Source organism: Eubacterium sp. AB3007, assembly GCF_000688015.1.
Classification (GTDB): Bacteria; Bacillota; Clostridia; order Peptostreptococcales; family Anaerovoracaceae; genus Aminicella.
Map to the genome: position 1 here is coordinate 959,455 of NZ_JIAD01000001.1, position 21,039 is coordinate 980,493.

Consider the following 21,039-nt stretch of genomic DNA (forward strand, 5'->3'; position numbering starts at 1 on the left):
CTCAGACATTTCCTGTATTCTGTTCTTTTGCCGGCACAAAGTAATCCAGCAGAAGTTCCTTTCCACCAAGCAGATCCGATGCCCCGCTGCCACACTCCGGGCAGGTCGCGTAGCCAAAGTCATCCTGGGAGCTGTATTCGGTTCCACACTCCCGGCAGCGCAGCCGGATATCTCTCATCTCAATATGCAGGGTCGCCTCCTGGAACATGGGGCGTTGGTATCTGGCGATCTGAAAGCATCTCTCCATCAGTTCCGGCACCGCCGCCAGACGGCCGATCACCAGTCCGATCTCCCCCACCTTCTCGATTCCCATGCCAGATGCCTTATTCTCCACTGCATTGAGAACATAAGTGACCAATGACATTTCATGCATGGCAGCACCTATATGTGATCGCGCTTCTGGTAATCACAGGCGCGGTTCGAGGAAGTATCTCCAGGGATCCTTGTTTCCAGTTTCAACGCCCCGAAATTGCACTTGGTCACGCAGAGCCCGCAACCGATGCACCGCATGGTGTCAATACAAGCGCCCTCGTCCGAAATCCGAATGGCCTCCATGGGGCAGATAGACGCACACTGCCCACAGGATCGACATCCATCCAGCCGTGCCGGGACAAAACGGGAAGGACCTGCGATGGTGGTCTCCCCCCTCTTCAGTGAATTAAGGAAGACACAGCAGCACTTGCAGCAATTGCAGATGGAAGTGGGATGCTCTGCGTTATAGGTCATCTGTACCAGACCTTCGTCCCGACAGGCTTTGATGACCTCCTCTATCTCTTCCTTTGTCTTGGGCTCTGCCCAACCCATGCGTATACTTACCTCGGCGGTTTTGTCAAACAGCACGCAAGTCTGCATAGAATGGTCGCATGCCCGGTCATGCTCGTGCTCTGTGCTGGCCCTGCACACACACTCCGCCAACGCATAGCACCAGGCGTTATTGATGATCTCCGAGGTCCGGTCGAAGTCGATAACCATTCGGTCATCTGGTATCTCAATGTTCATAGGCACTTTCCCATACCTGTCATCTCCTGTGAGTGCCACCTCATTAGGCATGGCGATCATTACGTTCCCGGATTTCGGGATCTTCCGCATATCCTCGCTGTTACCACGGATGATGTTGTAAAACCAGTGGAACACTGCTTCGTACAGAGGGGATCCTTCTCTTCCGGCATAAGAACTGACCAGATACAGAAGGTATGTGCGCATGTACACAGGTTCCCCCTCTCTCTCCCCCATGGGGATGAGGAATTCCTTCTCTATCAGCGAGGAAACGAGGGATTGCATGTTCGCCGCAAGCTCCGGCCGTACACGTTCTGCCACCCGTTTCACTGTTTCCGGTGCAGGATCTTCTGGAAGGTGGGAGTAATCCGGAAAAGCCATCCAGACTTCCGCCTCGTCCTCCGTCAGGACCTGTGCCAGTCCTTGCAGGATCTCTCCTTGATTCGGAGCATCACAGTAAGGCGCCAGCAATAGATCCAGCACCTTGCCGTATACCGCAGGTGCGGTACATACGATATCTGCTCCTTTATAGGGTGGTTTTCCGCCAATCTGGCCCCCCAGTGTGGTATCTGGCCAGTAAGCACTTCCATGCACCGTGCACTTCCCTGGGAATGGCCCCTGTTCAAATCTGTTTATCATACAGCATCACTCCTTACAGATAGATTCTCTCAGGTTTCTCCCGACCATACTCGGTCTGGGCGCCTGCCCGCTTTATCATCTTAAGTACTCCCTTTGGACAGTTCGCAGCGCAAAGTCCACATCCCGCACATAGCGACCCCTTGACCTGTGGAATCCCCATATCAAAGGAGATGGCATCCATGAAACATACCTGGGCGCATTTCCCACACCCGATGCAGTTCTCCACGTGCCCGCCATCTGCCTGCCAACGGGAAGGTACTGCCATGTTGGTCTCATATCGTTTCATGGATAGCAGACACAGGCAGCAGCACTCGCAGCAGTTGCACATAGCCAGCGGGTGGGCAGCATTGCTGATCTCCTGCACCAATCCCCGGTCACGGTACTGCCGTACCAGTGACTTGGCCTCGTCTACCGAGATCTGCCTGCCGTATCCCATCTCGATGGTAGGCACCGCCGCCTCGTTGAACACAAAGCAAGTATCCTGGATCGGGTGGTCACACTCTCTGGTACCCTGCCTATCCTTGGCCAGCCTGCACATACATGGGATCACCGCAATGGTCTCCTGCGCTTCCAGGATCTTGTCCAGCTCATCCATGGGCAGGATTTCCCGCTGATCCGGGATCTCCAGGTTCATGGGAATCTTCCCGTGGATCTGGTTTCCATCCAGCGTCCCCTGATGGGGCTGAATCCTGTACTCCGTCGTAGTCGCTCTCAGTTTCCCTGAATCCCCACTGCACTGGGCCTCCCACCAGTCCAGTCCGACCTGACCGAAGGGCGTCTTCTCCGGCCAGAGGATCGCATCGAAGATGATACCGAACAGATAGTTCCGCACATATCGGTCATTCCCCAGATCCACCAACAGGTCGCTGCTGACCAGTTCCCCGGTCAGATCTCTGGCCTTGCCTGCAAACGAGGGATCCATCTTTCGACTCGCCTCAGACAGCGACTCCCCCTTGGTATCGATGACAAAATCAGGGTAGGCAAACCACGCTCTTGCAGCCTCCTTGGAGATCGACCTCTTCAGCACTGCCAGGAAACCATCGTAGTTACGCATGGGGCCATAGGGAGCCTGCAGGTTGTCCAACACCTCCCGGTAAGGATCCTGCTTCCCTGTTTTAGCATTCTCATAATGCTTTACGTTCTCATCCAGTCTCTGAAAAATTGCAAACAGATCATCCATGCCATTTCCTCCTGCGGAAATTTAGATCTTATAGATATAGTTAGCCTTTCTTGGGGCAGCCTCCCCTACTTCGCCTTCTGCATAGCCCAGGATCACGTGACCGATGCCCTCGTAGTCCCCTTGGATCCCCAGAGCATTCAGGATCGCCTTGCCTGCTTCCGTTTCAAACTCTTCCTTCGCTCTGAAGATGTAGCAGCTGTCCACACCGAGATCCTTGGCCGCCAGCATCAGTGTGCCCATCACCAGCGATCCGTCATACAGATAGGTGGGGATGCTTTTGTCTGCCAGTACGATCAACACATCCTTTGCTCCGTAGAAAGGATCGATGTTCGCGCCCATGATGGTGCGGTTCAACTCGGACAGTCTGTCTCGCAGCCCCTGATCTGAGATCTGGATGATGATGGGAGACTGTTTTCCCATACCAGTGGGCGCATAGGTCCCTGCCTCCATGATCTGGTCAATGATTTCCTGCGGGACTCTCTGGTCCTTATATTTTCTGACGCTTCTTCTTTCCTTGATGACTTTCAGTGTTTCTGCCATGATATTCTCCTCCTTATTGCTATTATTTATATTATACCAACCCAGAAAACTATATGCAAGATGCTAGCTTATCCGCGAAGGCCCTTGCCCGGGCATTCTTCCCCTCGTCCATGAACTCCTCCGCATAGGCTTTGTGCCTTTCGCAGAGCATCCCCCGGTAGTCCATTTGCATATGTTTGCAGTAGCGGCGGATCCCTTCTTCCAGAAGATCCGCACCCCTCTCCGGCGGATAACCGCAGGTGACGATCAGCGCCATCGCCTTGCCCGATGCGAGGGCCGGTCCCCGTTCCTCCCCGTAATACATGCAGAGAGCGTATACCAGCCTGTCCAACAAAGCCTTGGCAGGCGGGGTAGCATACCAGGAATAGATCGGCGTAGCCAGCAACAACAGATCGGTATCCACGATCTCACGAAAGATCTCATTCATGTCGTCGGACTGACTGCAGGTGATCTGGGTCCAGTCCTGCTGGCAATAGCGGCAGGCGGTACATGGGCGGATATCCATGTCGTAGAGATCGAAGAGCCTGACCTCGTGTCCAGCTTCCAAAAGTTGCTGCCTGATTACCTTCTCCAGTGCGTTGGTGTTTCCCTCCTTCCGGGGACTGCCCCGAAACACAATGACCTTCGCCATGACCCCTCCTTGTCGAAACGATTTCTATAGTATATAATAACATATTATGAGTAAGAAATTACAGGCCGATTTGATGCTAGCCATGGTCGCCCTGTTCTGGGGCGCATCGAATTTCATACAGACGATCTGCCTGAAGGAGATCACGCCGCTGACCCTGGTCATGCTGCGGTTCCTGGTGGCCTCCATCGCCCTCGGGATCCTGTGCCACAAGCGGCTTCACCACATCAGTGCCGCCTCCCTGCGGTGGGCTTTTGTGATGGGGATCTTTCTGGCTGCGAACTTCTTCTTCTGCACCATCGGATTGGCCAACACTACCATTTCTAACACCGGCTTCTTCTGCGGGCTGGCAGTGGTATTCACCCCCATCGCCGAGTGGCTGTTCTTTCGTAAGCGGCCCAGCCGCAAGGTATTCCTGGTTCTGCTGATGTGTTTTGCCGGGTTCTTCCTTATGACCATGCAAGGTGATTTCACCCTGAACACAAAGACCCTGTTCGGCGATATCCTGTGTATCTGCTGCTCTGTGAGCTACACGGTGAACATCCTTTTGACGGAGCGGGCCGTTCAGCGGGAGGATACGGACGCCTTCCAGATGGGCGTACTGCAGATCTTCTTCTGCTGCCTGTTCGGAATCGTTTTCGCCTTCCTCTTTAGTACCCCCGCTCTGCCGAAGTCAGGCGCTGCCTGGGCAGGGATCGTATTTGTAGGGCTGTTCTGTACAGCCATCGCGTTCGTGGTGCAGCCCATCGCCCAGCAGCACACGACCGGTACCCACACCAGTCTGATCCTCACCCTGGAGCCGGTGTTCTGCGCCTTCATCGCCTATTTCCTGGCCAACGAAGTCTACGCCCTCCACAACTACATCGGCATGGGTCTGTTGCTGGCCGGGATCCTGATCATCGAGTTGGACCCCGCAGAACTCCATGAGGAGATCGAAAAAGAGACCTGATCCCAACGGACCGGTCTCCTTGTTGATTCTACAGCAATTTCCCGATCACATAATCGGCAAATTCCTTACAGGTAGCCCCTTCCTTGAATCCTGTGACCACCACACTCTTCTCTCTGTTCAGACACTCGTCCAGCACTGACTCCAGCGCCCGGGCCTTGGCATGGAAGCCGATGTGGGTAAGCATCATCTCGCAGGCCTTGAATATACTGGCTGGATTGGCATAGTCTCCAAGCCCATCCTCGATCATGCGTGGTGCGCTGCCATGGATCGCCTCGAACATGGCATACTGATCTCCTATATTGGCACTGCCCGCCGTCCCTACACCGCCTTGCAACTGAGCTGCCAGGTCGGTGATGATATCCCCGTACAGGTTGGGGAGCAGGAACACCTGGAAATCACTGCGAATATCCTCGTTCACCAGGTTGGCTGCCATGATGTCGATGTACCACTCGTCCATCTCAATATTGGGATACCGCCCACCTACCTCATGGCAGATCCGTGAGAAGTTCCCGTCCGTTTTCTTCATGATATTTGCCTTGGTCACGATGGAAACACGGTTACGGCCTGTGCTGTCCGCATAGTCAAAGGCGCGCCTTGCAATGCGCTTGGTACCGGGCTCCGTGGTCACCTTGAAATCGATCGCCAGTTTGCCCGGAATCTCCACGCCAGAGCTTCCCAGCGCATACTCCCCCTCCGTGTTCTCCCGGAAAAACACCCAGTCGATGTTCTTTTCCGGGATGTACACCGGACGCACATTGGCATAGAGATCCAGTTCCTTCCGTAGCCGTACATTGGCGCTCTCCATGTTGCCCCCCTTGGGGGTTGTGGTGGGGCCTTTCAGGAGTACATCGCATTTCTTGATCTGTGCCATCACGTCTGCGGGGATTGTCTCCTGCTTTTGCAGTCTGTTCTCTATGGTCAGCCCCTCGATCTCCTTCAGCACCACTGTACCAGAGCGGAGTTCCTTCTCCAGCAGCACCTTCAGAAGGCGTTCTGCCTGCTCCATGATAATGGGCCCGATGCCATCCCCCGGTACCAGTCCGATGACGATCTGGGTCATGGAACTATAGTCTTTCGGTCGGCTCTTCTCATCGGTCATCGCCAGGACTCTTGATAACTGGTCGTTCAGCAGATGTCGGAATTGTCCAACGGAGTCTGCTACCTCTCCCATCTCATTGATCTCCTTGATGCTCATGTTCACCAGATCACCTACATAGGAACCCTTACGCTTACGTTCCCGGAGTTTCTCCTTGATGTTGGTGCGTCCCCGGTTGAACCTGCGGTTTCGCTCCATGTTTTTTTTATTCAGTCTTCTTCTGCCAAACATCTTATGCATTCTCCTTTGCCACATACTTCAGTAGTCCTCCGGCAAGAAGGATATCCTGCTGTCGGTCGGTGTATGCACAGCACACCGGAATCTCTTCTCCGGTCTCCACCTTGCACAAAGCCATCCTTCCTGTTTTCAGTCCCTCCAGGATGCCCCTCAGTTCCAGGGATGTGCCCTGTTCCAGTCTATCATAATCCGCCGGATCTGCAAAGGTCAGGGGCATGATGCCGGCATTGATCAGGTTTGCCATATGGATCCGCGCAAAACTCTTGGCGACCACAGCCCGCACTCCAAGATACAAAGGAACCAATGCGGCATGCTCCCGGGAGGAACCCTGTCCGTAGTTCTCTCCGCCCACGACAATACTCCGCCCGGCGGCTTTGGCATTCTCCGGGAACTTCTCATCGCAGACCCCAAAACAGAACTGAGACAGATGCGGGATGTTAGACCGATAGGGCAAAATCTTGGCTCCCGCCGGCATGATGTGGTCAGTGGTGATGTTGTCTCCCACCTTCAGCGTGAGCCTGGCTGCCAGAGTATCCCCCACAGGCTCTCCTTCCGGGAACTCCCTGATGTTCGGTCCCCGCAGGATCTCCACCTGATCGGCTTCCTCGACAGGCGCCGGATCGATCACAGCAGAGTCATCAATGCGGAAAGCTACCGGCATATGGATCTCCGGCATCTGTCCCAGATCCCTGGGATCAGTGATAACGCCCTTTAGCGCGGCTGCCACCGCCACCTCCGGGGAGACCAGATAGACCTGGCCATCCTTGGTGCCGCTGCGTCCTTCAAAATTTCGATTGAAGGTCCGCAAGGACACACCCCCTGAATTCGGCGAGAATCCCATGCCGATGCAGGGACCACAGGCGCATTCCAGCACCCGTGCACCGCTGGCCAGGATATCGGACAGTGCCCCGCAGTCTGCAAGCATTCGGAGCACCTGCTTGGAGCCTGGTGAAACAGACAGACTCACGGAAGGGGCAATGGTCTTCTTCTTCAGAAGCGCTGCCACCTTCAGCATATCGAACAGAGAGGAGTTGGTACAGGAACCGATGCAGACCTGGTCTACTCTGGTGCCCGCCACCTCTGCCACCTTCACCACCGCATCAGGGCTGTGAGGACAGGCAATCTCCGGTTCCAGATCTGACAGATTGATGTCGATGACTTTATCATACACCGCATCCGGATCGCTGTCCAGCGGGCGGTAGACATCGCCTCTGCCTTCTGCCTCCAGAAAGGCCCTGGTCACCTCATCGGAAGGAAAGATCGAGGTGGTGGCGCCCAGTTCCGTCCCCATGTTGGTGATCGTCGCCCGTTCCGGTACCGAGAGGCCCTTGATCCCAGGGCCGTTCCACTCGATGATGGCACCTACTCCGCCCTTTACAGACAGAAGCCGAAGGATCTCCAAGCTTACGTCCTTAGCGGTCACGAAGGGCGTCAGGTGTCCGGTCAGGTTGACCCTGTACATCTTTGGCATGGTAATGTGGTAGGCACCACCTCCCATGGCCACCGCCACGTCCAGTCCGCCGGCGCCCATGGCCAGCATGCCGATCCCGCCGCCGGTAGGCGTATGACTGTCTGACCCGATCAGGGTCTTCCCGGGAATCCCGAACCGCTCCAGATGCACCTGGTGACAGATCCCATTTCCTGGGCGGGAAAACTTCAGACCGTATTTCTTTGCCATGGATTGGATGAAACGGTGGTCATCCGCATTCTCAAACCCGGATTGCAGGGTGTTGTGGTCGATGTATGCCACGGAAAGCTCTGTGCGTACACGGGGGATCCCCATGGTCTCAAACTCCAGGTAGGCCATGGTTCCTGTGGCGTCCTGAGTCAATGTCTGGTCGATGCGGAGGGCGATCTCGCTACCTGGTTCCATAGTGCCGCTGACCAGGTGATCTTTGATGATTTTCTGTGCTAATGTCAGTCCCATTCTATTTCCTTTCTTCTCTGATCTTCACTCTCGTCTTGTAGGAATTCTCAACATGTTCGTTCATCAGCCGTTCCGCTTCTTCTGCATCCTGTGCTTTCAGCGCCTCCAGGATGGCTTTGTGCTCGGCGATGGAGGCCTGGGATCGCTCCGGCACGAACTGGTAGTTGGCCTTACGATAGCGCTTGCTGCGCCGATGCATGCCGCGGAGCAACGAGCTGAACACCCGGCTGCCGCAGCTGGCGTAGATGATCTTGTGGAAATTGTAGTCCAGTTCCTGCAGCTTATCTACATCTCCCTTGCTCATGTAGATCTCCTGCATGTCCACGATGTCCTGCAATGCCTCCAGCGTATCCACGTTGACCCGCGCCGCTGTCCGGCCGCAGACCATCCCTTCGATGCGCCGTCTGACTTCATAGTAGTCATCTACATCGTCGTCCGAGATGCCTACTACCACAGTGCCAGCCGGAGATTCCATGATCAGTCCCTCCTCCGCCAGCTTGCTCAGCGCTTCACGGATGGGGGTCCGGCTGACGCCCAGCTCTGTGGTCAGCCTATTTTCACTGATGATCTCTCCTCTCTTGTAGACCTCCGTGAGGATGTCGTTCTGTATTCTTTCGTATACCTGGCTCGCCAGGGACATACTCTTATATTTTACCATAGGTGAGCTCCTTTCCTTAGTCGTTGATCACGCCCAGCTCTTTGAGCTTGTGACGGATCTCACGGTTGGAGATACTGGTATTGCGGCCATCCGCATACATTTCGTCCACCCATTCCTTCAGGGTGGCCACCAAAGGATCGTTCTTCTTGTACATCTTCTCCCCTTCCAGCATGAAGTGGTCGTTCAACCAGTAAGCGATGCCCGCTGTCCCGCTGGTCTTGCTGATGGTGACGCCAGGCTTGCGGCCCAGGATCTTGGTGGTATTGAAAATGTTGTAGATCTCTTCATCTTTCATGAGACCATCGGCATGGATGCCAGCCTTGGTCATGTTGAAATCTTCGCCTACGAATGGCGTGCGGGGCGGGATCCAATAGCCGATCTCATCTTCGAAATAGCGTCCGATCTCGGTGATCGCCGTAGGATCCATACCGTCCATGGAACCGCGCAGGCCTGCGTACTCGAACACCATGGCTTCCAGCGGAATGTTCCCTGTCCGCTCACCGATCCCCAGCAGTGAGCAGTTGACCGCGCAGGCGCCGTACAGCCAAGCGGTTGTCGCGTTGGAAACGGCGTGATAGAAGTCATTGTGTCCGTGCCACTCCAACATCTCGCTGGGCACCTTGGAGAAATGCTGCAGGCCATAGATGATGCCTGCAACGGATCTTGGCAGGGCTGCCTCGGTGTAGGGGACGCCGTATCCCATGGTATCGCAGGCCCGGATCTTCACAGGGATCCCCGCCTGCCTGGACAGATCCATGATCTTGTTCACGAAGGGCACCACAAAGCCATAGAAATCGGCTCTGGTCAGATCCTCCAGATGGCAGCGCGGCATGACCCCTGCCTCAAAGGCTTCGCTGATTGTCTCCAGGTAGTACTCCATGCACTGTTTGCGGGTCATCCCCATCTTCTTGAAGATGTGATAGTCACTGCAGGATACCAGTATGCCGGTCTCCCGAATCCCCAGATCCTTTACAAGTTTGAAATCCTCCTTACTGGCCCGGATCCATGTGGTGATCTCCGGGAATTTCAGTCCCAGATCCATGCACTTCAGCACGGCTTCTCTGTCTTTCTTAGTGTACACAAAGAACTCCGACTGACGGATGATCCCATACGGCCCGCCTAGTCTCGACAAGAGTTTAAACAGATCCACGATCTGCTTGACCGTATAGGGAGCCATCGCCTGCTGCCCATCCCGGAAGGAAGTGTCCGTGATCCAGATATCCTCCGGCATCTGCATGGGGACGCGGCGGTGGTTGAAGGCGATCTTGGGAGCCTCCTCATAGTCGAACATGGCTCTGTGAAGGTTGGGTTCCTTCACATCCTGCAACTCATATTGATAGCTGGCATTCTCCAGCAGATTGGTCTTTCCCGATCTCTCTAACATAGATTCACCTCCAAATGAAATATGCGTGTTGGAGTGTCCTCTATCCCAGACACTCCCACGCACTATCTGAATTAACAACTCTAGCTGAACTCTATGATGAATAACGGCGTATACCGCTTTAGCGCATTAACGCATCGCTTGTATACAAGTATAAATGTTTTAAAATCGTTTGTCAAGAGAAAAAACAACCTTGCGGGACAATGCCGATTCCGTCAGGCTTTGTGCCTGAGGACAACGGACTCCTCCGCGCCTACCAGCGCGATCCATCCCTCCTCCTCGTCGTAGCGGATCCTGGCCGCGCTGTTCATCTCGATGGTCTCTGCAAGTTCGTAGCCGCTATCCGTTCCGACGATCACGTAGTAGGTCGCCCCGCCGCCCATGACGCCGGACCTTTCTAAGACAAGACTGTTCAAGCCTGGTATGGCGATATACTCGCAGACGGTATTCATCCCCTCCTTCATCTCCAGAAGCACCTGCCCTGTGGCATCGTCCACATAACGGTGCAGCTTGCCTCGCAGAAGGCCGCGCTTCTGTTTCTGGCTGGTAAGTCCCGGAAGGGGGTTCGACTCACTTTCCACCCGGGTGATCTTCTCCTCACTGAGGAGAGTGATCTCTCCGTAATCCTCCGACAGCTGCAGCGTATAAAGATCGTACTCATTCTTATCGAACACATCGTAGAAGAACTCCTCCGCCTTCTTGACGGTGATGATCCTGGTCTCTGGATGATAGGCCACGTCAAAATACCGCATCTGGTGGCCGGTGGAGCGCCAGAGTTCTCCACTTTCCCCACTCTGCCCGTCGTAGAGTGCCACAACAAAATCCCGTTCCGACCGCATCTTCTCCGAGAAGATCACCAGATAGAAACCATCCTCCAGTTTGGCCATATCCAGCAAGCGGCAGTTCAGCGGCCACTCCTTGTATCCCTCCGAGACAGGGATGGTGGCACAAAGCCTTCCTCCCTCCTTGTCATACGCCCGCACTTCCATACCACAGGGCTTGCAAAAGGACTCTCCCTGCTCTTCAGACAGCAGGTAGTCACTGACGAAATAAGCCCCCTTGTCGGACACCCCGGTCGGGTGATCCTCCAACTGCTTGTTCAGCCTCCAGTTCCGGGTATCCATGTATTGGAACTTGTGGATGATATCGTTCTCTTCCAGATCGTAGAGCACAAAGGCAGACTCCCCGTCACTGTTCACCAGTCCCAGAAAGCGCTTCCCGCCATCGGTCACGACCCCATAACTCATCGGAAATCTGTAAATATCCATTGCCATAGTCTTCTCCGCCTTTCTGTCATAATTATACGCATTTCTTGTAGCACAATCAACGATTTAATTGTATAATGGGGGAAAGCGAGGTGAATATCAATGGAGAAACAGTTGTTTACGAACGAAGTGATACTGCAGTGGCTGCAGTATTTTGCAGAGAATACGCCCATCGATCTGGAACAGATCAAGATGATGGACGTCACCAAGAAGAACAAGAACCTGATCCCCACCGTGGAATCCCATAAGGCAGTCCTGGCCTTCATGGAAGCCGGCGATACAGAGATCTTCTATCGCATGTGGAACGCGGGGCTGGGGGACTGCGAGGTCTGGTATAACGAGGGTTCTGACCCTGTGGGCGAGATCAAACACGACGATGTGCGTTTCATGATCGACCGCGGCATCAACGCCTCTGCCGGCATGCTGGTGGTCAACCCCAACGCCATGAGCACCTATAAGAACGGACTAGGCGATCTCACGGTCCGCAGCGGAGGAAACCAGGTAGGCAGCGAGATCCGCCACATTATCCTCCGAAAAATGCATGTGGATGCGGAAGACACCGTATGTGTGGTGGGCGGTGAGATCATCGCCGTGGACGCCGCCTTCCATGCCAACGAAGGAACGGTCATCGCTTGCGAATACAACCGTAAGCAGCGGGATGCCCTGGAAGACAACATCGATTACTTTGACCTACGGAACGTCCACATCATCGACCGTGTAGCGCCGGAGACATTGGCCGATCTACCGGTACCGGACGTAGCCTTCATCGTTGCCTCCGCCAGCATGGAGCAGGAGATCCAGTGTCTGATGGAGCTTAACCCCCACATCAACCTGGTGGTCTACACACTGGATTTCGTCGAGGCTGGCAGGATGAAGGATCTGTTCGAGAAGCATGGCATCAAGGACGCGGAGGTGCTGCAGATGACCATCTCCAAGCTGAACGCCAAGAACACCTTTGACACCGAACCCGCCCCATGGATCATTTCCGGGCGGAAAGAGAAGGAAGATTGAAAAAGAAACAGGGATGCTGTCTCGTACAGCATCCCTGTTGGTTTTCGAAAGTCAGGGGCGGATCAGTAATCCGTCTCCACATATTCAGCGAACTCCACCTTGCTTCCACTGTTGGACAGAACAAGGGTCCCATCATCCTCGATGGTGTAGTCCAGTTCCAGAGTATCATCTCCCAGTTTCCAGTCTCCCGGTGTTCCCTCGTAGAGATCGTAATCCACCTTGATCACGATCTTCTTGTTATCAAGGGAGATGATCTGCCCCTCTACCCCGGGGTTTCCGGCTCCGTTGTCGAAGATGGCCATATAGTAGTCATAGGTCTCCCCAGTATCCTCATTCTTGAAATCTCTGGTGAAATCGATGTGCCAGAAGTTGTTCTTTCCAACGGCCTGATAAGCTGGCTTGAACTGCTTGAACGCCGCCTCCATCACCGTAGTCTCCTGCTTCTTGTCTTTGCCATCCTTCTCTTTCTGTGTACATCCGGGCAACATAATCAAACCTATCAGCAACGTCGCCAACAGGCAGACCGCCCATCTCGATCCCTTAATCCCCTTCATGTTTATCCTCCTAATCCGCTGGCACGATGGCGCAGGCCGGGCAGTTCTCCATGGCGTAATCAGCCGCTTTCAGAGCCTCGATGGGAACATCCATTGGCTCTGCCTCTGCCTGTCCTTTCTCTGTCATCTTGAAGATCACTGGACATACATAAGCGCAGGCACCGCACCCTATGCAACTCTTGTTCACTATGTATCTCATGCTCCTTCTCCTCATGGTGTCACGCAGTATTTTGTAGATTATACCATGTATTCAAAAAACAATCAACTGTCTCGGGGATAGGACTAGATCTTGTATTTTTTCACCTTGGACCAAGGACCATAGATCGTTTTACCGTTGCTCACGGTGTACGCCCGGACCTTGTACTTCAGTTTCTTGCCTTTGGTCACACTGATGGTCGCACTGCGCGATCCCTTCACGGTGGACAGGACCTTTGCATTGACAGCCACCTGATACCCGGCAGCACCGGTCAGTTTCTTCCAGGAGACCCTCGCCTTTCCTCCTCTGGACTTCACCTTGGGTGCGGCCATCTTCTTAAGAGTCCTGATATAGGCGTATGCGTAACCTTTCTTGCCGACCCCCTGGACACGGAGTTGAACTTTCTTACCAGCAGGCAATTTCCTGGCGGTGAGGTACAACTGCCTGGTGGTTCCGGCACTCTTCCATTTCTTGCCCTTCTTGAACCATACTTTGTATTTCGAAACTCCTTTCACCGGATACCAGTCCAGCGTCGCACTGTTATATCCCGCCAGCGCGATGCGCCCCTTCCGGATGGAAGTTCTGTTTCCACGGGTCTCGAACCCATCTGTCTTACGCACAAAACTCTTTCCGTATTTGTTGGAGAAGCGATAGTACACTGTCCCTCGAAAATCGCCATTCAGCGAAGTGACGCCTCCCTTCTGCCAGTCCGAAGAAGATACCCCCTTATCACCGGCACTCTTCTGCCGCTGGATGGTGTCATAGTACCAGCCTGCCTTCGCCGTCAGCCGGATGCTCCCGGCGGGCGGGTTGTAGTACCTGACAGCGGTGGTGGTGTAACGAAGTGCATCCACTGTCTTGCCCCCGGCCGCGAACGCTGCCTTGGTGTTGTTCGGCGTACCGAAGCTGGCACCCACGGTATAGTCCAGGGTATGTGTATACTTCGGAGACTCGGTGATATTCTTCCCATTGCCGTTCTTCACGGTAAAACGGCTTGGTGCGATCGTTGCAACGATCGCATCCCCATTCCCCTTGGTGAGCCACATATCCGCGCCTGCCAGGGCTGCTCTGGCAGTCTTATGTGGTTCTTTTGATGTTCCGCAGGAGGTCAGCACAAAGTAAGGGCTCATGGCGTCGTTGAAATTCACATTGCTGGCGTTGTTGTGGCAGTGATGGGCTGCCTTGTATACGTCCACGTTGAGATCATTCTTGTATTTTGAAAGGATCGCCTTTTGGCGACTGGTCTCGGCATCACCTGTGAAAAGCATCGAGGCTCCATCCAACTCCACTCGATAAACCAGGGACTGATTATTGACAGTGTGTCCAAGGTCATCATCGTCTTCCGCCGCCTCTTCAGTGAAAGCAGGAAGGGACTCCGTATCCCCCAATTCAGTAAACAGAACCTTGTCATTCAGAGCAAAAGAAGTAATTACGTTCTCTTTCTTCTTCTGATTGTCATCGTCTCCTTTCCAGACCATGCTCTTGCGATCCCGATCCCGGTCAATCATCTCGTGTTCAAAAACCCGGAAGTTTCCAGTACCGTAGGAACTGCCGTTCCAGATAATATTTCTCACTGTGATCTCATCATTTGCCAGAATCCCTGACAAACCACCCACGTGATCCTGATGCGAATGTGTCAGGATCATATAATCAATTGTTGAGATGTTTTTCTTGTGCAGATAGGTCAGACAATCATTGTATCCTCCGTTCTGGTAATCCTCACTCTTCATGTATGTATCTGTCTGATGGTATATGAACTGATACCCCAATCCTGTGTAGTACTTAAATAGAACGGAATCTTTGTTGTATTTCAGATGGTCATCATCCTTGAGTTCAATGAAGGCTCTTACAGGTGCAGATGTGTAGGCCTCCCTCTCCATCTGCTCTCTGGCTTCTTCGAATGCATCCTCCTTTTGTTCATAAAACGCGATCTCCTCGTCGGTCAGATTTGACGAACTCGGATCTCTGTCATAGGCATCCAATTCATTATCGAAATCGGCGACATACTCATCCGCCTTATCGATTATGACATCTGTCGCTTTTTGTCCGGTCAGTTTTTTCATGTCGTTGTCAAAGTGTTCGAAGAAACTAAAGAGATTCTTATCATAATCCCCATCGACTTTGTCCAACGCACAAAGTCCTTTTCCGTTGCCCTTCTTTCCATCCTTGTATTTCTTTGTGTTATTAGAGGAGTGTCCGCCATCGATCAGCGCATAGTGACCGTTGTATTCGATGAGGGCCGCATCCCCGTTACCAACGTTGATCATGTGGACCTTCATCTGACCCCCGTCTGCCGCATAGACACCACAGGAAGCGATGTACATGATCACCGCCACAACAACCCAAAAAAGTATTCTCCTGATACTCATCTGCGCCTGCTTTCCTTCTTCAAGAAACAACTATTACAGTTTATACTTCCTCACCTTGGACCAGGGCCCGTAGATCGTTCTGCCGTTGCTTACGGTATACGCCCGTACCTTGTACTTAAGTTTCTTGCCCGTAGCTACTTTCACCGAAGCATAACGGATCCCTCTGGTCGTCGCCTTCACTTTGGAATTCACCGCCACCTGGTAACCGCTGCCTCCTGCAACGGCTTTCCAGGAGACTCTCGCAACGGAGCCTGCCTTGCCAACAGTCGGTTTGGCCGCCTTCTTCAGGGTGACCACGCTGACGTATGCAGTTCCACTGCCCCCTACGGGTTTGATCCTGAACTGGACCCTCTTGCCAGAAGGCACGTTCTTGATCGACTTGTAGATGGCCTTGGTCGTCCCCTTGCTCTTCCATTTCTTGCCTTTCTTGTACCAGACCTTGTATTTCTTGGCACCCTTAACAGGATACCAGTCGATCATCACGTCATTGTAGCCGGTGAGTACCGCCCGGCCTCCTCTGGCTGCAGCCACTGCCGTGCGGGTCTCGAACCCGTCCGTCTTGCAGACGATGCTGCGCCCATACTTGTTGGAGAGACGGAAGTACACGGTTCCCCGGAACGCGCCACTGATGGTGGCGGTGCTCCCGCTCTTCCACCGGGCATTGCTCATGCCCCGGTCTCCTGCACAAAGCTGATATTGCACCCTGTCGTAGAACCAGCCCGGGCTGACCTTCACCTTGACATTCCCGGTCTTGGGCGGGTTATAGTAGCCGATCCTGGTGGACGTGTTCCTGAGCGCAGACACGGACTTGCCGGAGGCCTTGAATGCGGCCTTTGACAGGTTGGGGGTGCCAAAACTGGACTTGGTGGAGACGGTGTGACTGTACGCCGGCCTCCGGGTAATATCATTGCCTGCGCCGTTGACGATCCGGAAGGAATTTCGTGACAGACTGGCGACGATAGCGTCTCCGTTCCCCTTGGTCGTCCAGATATCTGCCCCCGACAAAGCCTTCCTGGCTTTCTTATGAGGTTCGTTCTTCTTACCGCAGCTGGCCAGCACGTAGTATGGACTCATGGCACTGTTGAAACTGGCATTGCTGGCGTTGTTATGACAGTGATGCGCCGCCTTGTAGACGTCTACATTGACCAATGCTTTTCGTTTACTGAGGATGTCCGCCTGACGGTTGTAGCCATTTCCATCCTTCTGTCCTTCCGCATCACCGGTAAAAAGCATGGAAGTGCCGTCAAAATCCATCCTGTACACCAGGGACTGATTGTTGACGATGTGGTTCATGACTTTCTTATCCTTGGTAGAACCCTGGTTCGGTTCCCGGGTATATGCCGGGATCCGGTCTGTGTCTCCCAGCTGGGTGAACTTCACCTTGCCGCCGAGGGTGAATGTGTTGTTCTTATCATCGTCGGCCTTGATCACCCTGCTGCCTTCTTTCTGTGCATCCAACATCTCGTGTTCGAACACTCGGAAATTGCCGGACCCATAGGCGGTACCGTTGTAGATGATGTTGTTCACCTTGATCCTGTCACTGGCCAGCACGGCGCCCAGTGCTCCCACGTGATCCACATGGCTGTGGGTCAGAATCAGGTAGTCGATGGTCTTGACTCCGCGCTTGTTCAGATAGGTCAGACAGTCATTGTACGCACCGTTTACATAACCGCTACTCTTGAAATAGGTGTCGATCTGCTTGTATACATACCGGTAACCCAGAGCTGTGTAATACCTGTAAAGGGGTGATTGGGGATCCTCCTTCTTGATGGAGGTTTCCTTCTGAAGTTCCATAAATTTCTGGAATGCGCCCACATCCGCAGCGCTGCTTGCGTACTTGGTGGCAGATGCTCTGGTCTTGATTCCATCGAATACGCTTTTCTTATTCTGGTACAGCGTCCAGGCAGCATTGTCCAGCCCGGACTTGTTCACCGGTGCGGGCGGACGTGTCCCTTCCGGTGGTTGCGGTCTCTGGGCCTCTGTCGGACGCTCCGATGCAGGTCCAGGAGGCGTTGGAGGGATCGGCTTCTCCGGTTCAACCGGCATGGGATCCTCCGGATCCTCCTGTCCATCCGGGTTCCGTTCCTGCCAGGCCTTCAGTTCCTCCTGGTACGCCTTCAGTTTCGCCGGGTACTCCTTCTCTGCAATCTTGTAGGCAGCCAGCGCCTTGTCATAATCCGCCCATACCTGGACCAGGTGCTCATACGCCTCCAGCGCCTCGTCATAATCAGCCCATTCCTTGCACTCTTCCCTATATTCCTCCAGTTCTCTGTCGTAAGCCTGTCTGGCAGTCACTGCCCTGTTGAAATCCGTAGCATATGACTCGCTCGCCGTGAGGATGGTTGTGGCAAGGTAGTTCTTGTTATTATGTGTCACCCTGGTCAGTTCCTTCATGTCATTGTCAAAGTGCTCGTAGAAACTGAACAGGTTTCTGTCCCTGTAAAATTTGGTCGTACTGCCGGCAGACAGTTTCCCCGCCAGGGCCTTCTCAAGCGTGCTATACTTGTCCAGAGCGCAGTCACCGTCTATATCCTTGCCGTTCTTGTATTTCCCGGCGTTGGTCGCGCGGCCCCCATCGATCAGTGCATAATGCCCATTGTATTCCACCAGGAAGGAATCCGCATTGCCCACGTTGATCATGTGGATCTTCACCTGGTCCGCCGCGTAGACGCTCCCGCCTGCAATACAAAAAGCCACTAAAACAGTGGCTAGTATTAACGATCTTCTGATACTTTTTCCTATACTCATTCCCATTGCCCCTTTTCTTTGATGGTATTCCTATTCTATCCCACCAAAATTAAAACGCAATTAAACCCCCTTCAGATCGATCTTCCGCTTCTCCGGATCCTTTGCCATCCGGTATACCACGAATCTGCGTCCGATGGCCTGCACGTACTCTGCATGCAGCTCCCCTGCCACCTGATTACAGACCTCCTTCGGATCCAGCTCCACCCCTTCCTGGATGGATACCTTCACCAGCTCCCTCGCCGAAAGATTCTCATCGATGGTCTGGCGCACCGTGTCGGTGAGCCCGCGTTTTCCTATGCTGGCCGTCACCTGCAGGCCATTGGCCAGTCCCTTCAGGTAACTGCGTTGTTTCCCTGTTAGCATACATTCACTCCCTTCTGCGTTCTATTCTAACAGAACAAAGCTAAAAAAACAAGGAGAGAGTGGTTACCCAACTCTCTGGTAAGCCACTCTCTCCGTTCCGTCCGGCTCGAATATGATCCCGCACCGAACAAACCCGTTGCGCTCCAGCGCAGTCTTCATCTTCTCATTCATCTCGTGAGTATCACAGCGAAGATTTCCGATGGTCTTGCTGCAGAAGGCTGTGACCTGTCCGATCACGTCTCTCTGCGTCCCATCACTGGCCACCCGATGGATGGTTCCATACGGGGCGTCGTTAGGCCACGCCCCGTCCTTGATCTTTCGATAGGTATGATCGATCCCGAGGAGGAAGGCAAACACGTAATGTGGCCTGTCCGCCTCGTCCACCCCCAGGAACAGTTGTCCACGCTGGAGATCAGTGATCACACTGTCTTCCGGCATATCCGATGGCCCCCACTGAAGAGAATTCCCCTGGCTGCGCATATACTTGCGTGCATCCTTGTAAAGGCGCAGCACTGTCTGCATATCATTCATAGTTGCTCGTCTGATGGTCATCGTCTATCCTCACTTCCGTACGCTCTTCAGGTAATCCTCCACTTCTTCCGCAGTCTCCAGGGACAAAGCCTTCTCTGCCACGGCATCCGCTTCACTGCAGGACCAGAGACTGATCTCTCTGCGCGTCTTCAGAACAGAGGTTGGTGAGACAGAGAACTCCTCCAGCCCAAAACTGATCAGAAGCGGAATCAACATGGGATCTGCCGCTGCTTCGCCGCACATCCCCACCGGAATGCCTGCCTCAGTGCCGGCATTGATGATTCCTTTCAGTGACCGCAGCACTGCCGGATCATAAGTATTATACAGGTAAGCCACGTCACTGTTGCCGCGATCTGCCGCCATGATATACTGGGTCAGATCGTTGGTCCCGATACTGAAGAAGTCGCAGTATTTTGCCAACACCTCTGCCATGATGTAAGCCGCTGGAGTCTCGATCATGGTTCCTATGCGCGGCATGGGAAGTCCGGTCTCCTGACAGATCTCCTCCACCAGTGACCGTACCTGCCGGAACTCACCGACCGAGGTGATCATCGGTACCATGATCCAGATGTGCTCCCCACAGTCTGCATTGGCACGCACCAGCGCTTTCAACTGTACCTTGTAGAGTTCAGGATTGTGCAGGCAGTAGCGTACGGCACGGTACCCCAGGAAGGGGTTTTCTTCCTTTGGAAGGCCCATATAGGGGATCTCCTTGTCTCCCCCCACATCCAGGGTGCGGATGATGACGGTCTTGCCGGCCAGCGTGTCCGCCACCTTCTTGTAAGCCTCGTACTGCTCGTCCTCATCAGGCATGGTCTCCCTGTCCATGAACAGGAACTCTGTGCGGAACAGCCCCACACCTTCTCCGTCCTTATCCCGTGCCTGGATGCCATCCTTGGGGTTCCCCACGTTACAGAACACTTCCTTGGAAACTCCGTCTGCAGTCATTGTAGGCTTGCCGACAAACGCCTTCAGCTGGGCTTTGTCCTTCAGGAAAGCATCTCGCTTCTCCTCATAAGCGGCCAGCTCATCCACGGTAGGTGCGGTGACCACCACTCCATCGATCCCGTCTACGATCACATAGCTATCCTCCTTCAGCGTGCCCACCGCCCCGGTGACACTGAGCACCGCCGGAATCTCCAGCGCACGGGAGAGGATGGCTGAATGAGAGGTCATGCCACCGGACTCGGTGACGATGGCCGCTATATTGTCCTTGTTCAGCTCCGCCGTCATGGAAGGAGTCAGATCCTCTACTACCAATACAGTTCCGGCAGGCAGATCCTTCAGATCCCTGTCCTCGATCCCCAGAAGGATCTTCAGGAGACGTGTCTTGATATCCTCCACATCGGTGGCACGCTGCTGCGTCAGTTCGTCCTCAGCTGCGGCGAAAATATCACGGAACATGTTCAGCACGTTCTCTGCTGCCGCCTCTGCGCAGATGTCGTTCTTGATCTGATCCTCCATCTGACTGATCATGAACGGGTCATTCAGCATGGTAATGTGTCCACGGATGATCTTGGCATCCTTGGCGTTCACGGACTGTTCCATCTTCTCGGCCAGGGCCTCTGTCTTGGTGACGAACGTATCGATAGCCTCGTGCAGGCGGTCGATCTCCTTGTGAACACCGATCACCGGCTTCTGTTCATAGGTGATCTTCTGCTGGGAGATGGTGACGATCTTGCCGATCCCGATTCCCTCAGAAGCTGCGATTCCCTTCAGCATGGTTATTCCTCCTCTTTGAAAGCAAGGCCGGGCATGATGTGCCCGGCCT

19 protein-coding genes are annotated in these 21,039 nt (G+C 54.0%); 2 read left to right on the forward strand and 17 right to left on the reverse strand.

Annotated elements, in window-relative coordinates:
- Nucleotide 1 precedes the first annotated feature (1 nt).
- Genes P156_RS11620 through P156_RS0104825 form a run of 5 tightly spaced genes read right to left on the reverse strand, consistent with a single transcriptional unit; the run spans nt 2 to nt 3,986 of the window.
- Nucleotides 2-373, reverse strand: coding sequence for a hydrogenase maturation nickel metallochaperone HypA (locus P156_RS11620; protein WP_081818451.1), 372 nt, complete (start codon nt 371-373; stop codon nt 2-4).
- Between the two features lie 8 nt (nt 374-381).
- Nucleotides 382-1,635 (reverse strand): 4Fe-4S dicluster domain-containing protein, encoded by a 1,254-nt coding sequence (locus tag P156_RS12735; RefSeq protein ID WP_051600656.1) that lies wholly within the window; start codon nt 1,633-1,635, stop codon nt 382-384.
- A gap of 13 nt (nt 1,636-1,648) precedes the next feature.
- A complete protein-coding gene (locus P156_RS0104815) occupies nt 1,649-2,815 on the reverse strand; it encodes an ATP-binding protein (protein WP_027869154.1) in 1,167 nt (388 codons plus the stop codon).
- Between the two features lie 21 nt (nt 2,816-2,836).
- Nucleotides 2,837-3,355, reverse strand: a complete 519-nt coding sequence (locus P156_RS0104820) for a nitroreductase (RefSeq protein WP_027869155.1) — start codon at nt 3,353-3,355, stop codon at nt 2,837-2,839.
- A gap of 49 nt (nt 3,356-3,404) precedes the next feature.
- The gene (locus tag P156_RS0104825) at nt 3,405-3,986 is read right to left on the reverse strand and encodes a flavodoxin family protein (RefSeq protein WP_027869156.1); all 582 of its coding nucleotides are present in this window, start codon (nt 3,984-3,986) and stop codon (nt 3,405-3,407) included.
- A 46-nt stretch (nt 3,987-4,032) separates the two neighbouring features.
- On the opposite strand from P156_RS0104825, the gene P156_RS0104830 reads away from it, so the two are divergent.
- A complete protein-coding gene (locus P156_RS0104830; protein WP_081818452.1) occupies nt 4,033-4,932 on the forward strand; it encodes a DMT family transporter in 900 nt (299 codons plus the stop codon).
- Between the two features lie 28 nt (nt 4,933-4,960).
- Here P156_RS0104830 and P156_RS0104835 read toward each other — a convergent pair whose 3' ends face one another.
- The 5 genes from P156_RS0104835 to P156_RS0104855 form a co-directional block, all read right to left on the reverse strand.
- A complete protein-coding gene (locus tag P156_RS0104835) occupies nt 4,961-6,268 on the reverse strand; it encodes an isocitrate/isopropylmalate family dehydrogenase (RefSeq protein WP_369770410.1) in 1,308 nt (435 codons plus the stop codon).
- Nucleotides 6,261-8,192: an aconitate hydratase gene (locus P156_RS0104840; protein ID WP_027869159.1), complete on the reverse strand. Its 1,932-nt coding sequence runs from the start codon at nt 8,190-8,192 to the stop codon at nt 6,261-6,263. Before P156_RS0104840 ends, P156_RS0104835 begins: the two co-directional genes overlap by 8 nt.
- Before the next feature lies 1 nt (nt 8,193).
- On the reverse strand, nt 8,194-8,850 hold the full coding sequence (locus tag P156_RS0104845; RefSeq protein ID WP_027869160.1) for a GntR family transcriptional regulator: 657 nt from the start codon (nt 8,848-8,850) through the stop codon (nt 8,194-8,196).
- Nucleotides 8,851-8,866: 16 nt separating this feature from the next.
- On the reverse strand, nt 8,867-10,234 hold the full coding sequence (locus tag P156_RS0104850; protein ID WP_027869161.1) for a 2-isopropylmalate synthase: 1,368 nt from the start codon (nt 10,232-10,234) through the stop codon (nt 8,867-8,869).
- Nucleotides 10,235-10,446: 212 nt separating this feature from the next.
- Entirely contained in the window at nt 10,447-11,505 is a 1,059-nt protein-coding gene (locus tag P156_RS0104855) for a hypothetical protein (protein WP_027869162.1), read from the reverse strand.
- Between the two features lie 93 nt (nt 11,506-11,598).
- Here P156_RS0104855 and P156_RS0104860 point away from each other — a divergent pair, with 93 nt between their 5' ends.
- The gene (locus P156_RS0104860) at nt 11,599-12,507 is read left to right on the forward strand and encodes a precorrin-6B methylase (RefSeq protein ID WP_027869163.1); all 909 of its coding nucleotides are present in this window, start codon (nt 11,599-11,601) and stop codon (nt 12,505-12,507) included.
- 62 nt (nt 12,508-12,569) lie between these two features.
- On the opposite strand, the gene P156_RS0104865 is transcribed toward P156_RS0104860, so the two are convergent.
- The 7 genes from P156_RS0104865 to ptsP all read right to left on the reverse strand — a co-directional run bounded on the left by P156_RS0104865 (nt 12,570) and on the right by ptsP (nt 20,990).
- Complete coding sequence (locus P156_RS0104865; RefSeq protein WP_027869164.1) at nt 12,570-13,061, reverse strand: hypothetical protein; 492 nt, start codon at nt 13,059-13,061, stop codon at nt 12,570-12,572.
- 10 nt (nt 13,062-13,071) lie between these two features.
- Nucleotides 13,072-13,260 (reverse strand): ferredoxin, encoded by a 189-nt coding sequence (locus P156_RS0104870; RefSeq protein WP_027869165.1) that lies wholly within the window; start codon nt 13,258-13,260, stop codon nt 13,072-13,074.
- A gap of 83 nt (nt 13,261-13,343) precedes the next feature.
- The gene (locus P156_RS0104875; protein WP_185752141.1) at nt 13,344-15,626 is read right to left on the reverse strand and encodes a ComEC/Rec2 family competence protein; all 2,283 of its coding nucleotides are present in this window, start codon (nt 15,624-15,626) and stop codon (nt 13,344-13,346) included.
- A 33-nt stretch (nt 15,627-15,659) separates the two neighbouring features.
- A complete protein-coding gene (locus P156_RS0104880; RefSeq protein WP_027869167.1) occupies nt 15,660-18,323 on the reverse strand; it encodes an MBL fold metallo-hydrolase in 2,664 nt (887 codons plus the stop codon).
- A 111-nt stretch (nt 18,324-18,434) separates the two neighbouring features.
- On the reverse strand, nt 18,435-18,737 hold the full coding sequence (locus tag P156_RS0104885; protein WP_027869168.1) for a YhbY family RNA-binding protein: 303 nt from the start codon (nt 18,735-18,737) through the stop codon (nt 18,435-18,437).
- A 63-nt stretch (nt 18,738-18,800) separates the two neighbouring features.
- Nucleotides 18,801-19,289 carry a hypothetical protein gene (locus tag P156_RS0104890; RefSeq protein ID WP_027869169.1) on the reverse strand — a complete coding sequence of 163 codons (489 nt, stop codon included), beginning with the start codon at nt 19,287-19,289 and terminating at the stop codon, nt 18,801-18,803.
- Nucleotides 19,290-19,298: 9 nt separating this feature from the next.
- Nucleotides 19,299-20,990: a phosphoenolpyruvate--protein phosphotransferase gene (ptsP, locus tag P156_RS0104895; protein ID WP_027869170.1), complete on the reverse strand. Its 1,692-nt coding sequence runs from the start codon at nt 20,988-20,990 to the stop codon at nt 19,299-19,301.
- Nucleotides 20,991-21,039 lie beyond the last annotated feature (49 nt).

Excerpts from the sequence above, each read along its gene's own strand:
- P156_RS11620 (WP_081818451.1), bottom strand. The coding sequence starts at position 373 with ATGCATGAAATGTCATTGGTCACTTATGTTCTCAATGCAGTGGAGAAT.
- P156_RS12735 (WP_051600656.1), bottom strand. The coding sequence starts at position 1,635 with ATGATAAACAGATTTGAACAGGGGCCATTCCCAGGGAAGTGCACGGTG.
- P156_RS0104815 (WP_027869154.1), bottom strand. The coding sequence starts at position 2,815 with ATGGATGATCTGTTTGCAATTTTTCAGAGACTGGATGAGAACGTAAAG.
- P156_RS0104820 (WP_027869155.1), bottom strand. The coding sequence starts at position 3,355 with ATGGCAGAAACACTGAAAGTCATCAAGGAAAGAAGAAGCGTCAGAAAA.
- P156_RS0104825 (WP_027869156.1), bottom strand. The coding sequence starts at position 3,986 with ATGGCGAAGGTCATTGTGTTTCGGGGCAGTCCCCGGAAGGAGGGAAAC.
- P156_RS0104830 (WP_081818452.1), top strand. The coding sequence starts at position 4,033 with ATGAGTAAGAAATTACAGGCCGATTTGATGCTAGCCATGGTCGCCCTG.
- P156_RS0104835 (WP_369770410.1), bottom strand. The coding sequence starts at position 6,268 with ATGCATAAGATGTTTGGCAGAAGAAGACTGAATAAAAAAAACATGGAG.
- P156_RS0104840 (WP_027869159.1), bottom strand. The coding sequence starts at position 8,192 with ATGGGACTGACATTAGCACAGAAAATCATCAAAGATCACCTGGTCAGC.
- P156_RS0104845 (WP_027869160.1), bottom strand. The coding sequence starts at position 8,850 with ATGGTAAAATATAAGAGTATGTCCCTGGCGAGCCAGGTATACGAAAGA.
- P156_RS0104850 (WP_027869161.1), bottom strand. The coding sequence starts at position 10,234 with ATGTTAGAGAGATCGGGAAAGACCAATCTGCTGGAGAATGCCAGCTAT.
- P156_RS0104855 (WP_027869162.1), bottom strand. The coding sequence starts at position 11,505 with ATGGCAATGGATATTTACAGATTTCCGATGAGTTATGGGGTCGTGACC.
- P156_RS0104860 (WP_027869163.1), top strand. The coding sequence starts at position 11,599 with ATGGAGAAACAGTTGTTTACGAACGAAGTGATACTGCAGTGGCTGCAG.
- P156_RS0104865 (WP_027869164.1), bottom strand. The coding sequence starts at position 13,061 with ATGAAGGGGATTAAGGGATCGAGATGGGCGGTCTGCCTGTTGGCGACG.
- P156_RS0104870 (WP_027869165.1), bottom strand. The coding sequence starts at position 13,260 with ATGAGATACATAGTGAACAAGAGTTGCATAGGGTGCGGTGCCTGCGCT.
- P156_RS0104875 (WP_185752141.1), bottom strand. The coding sequence starts at position 15,626 with ATGAGTATCAGGAGAATACTTTTTTGGGTTGTTGTGGCGGTGATCATG.
- P156_RS0104885 (WP_027869168.1), bottom strand. The coding sequence starts at position 18,737 with ATGCTAACAGGGAAACAACGCAGTTACCTGAAGGGACTGGCCAATGGC.
- P156_RS0104890 (WP_027869169.1), bottom strand. The coding sequence starts at position 19,289 with ATGACCATCAGACGAGCAACTATGAATGATATGCAGACAGTGCTGCGC.
- ptsP (WP_027869170.1), bottom strand. The coding sequence starts at position 20,990 with ATGCTGAAGGGAATCGCAGCTTCTGAGGGAATCGGGATCGGCAAGATC.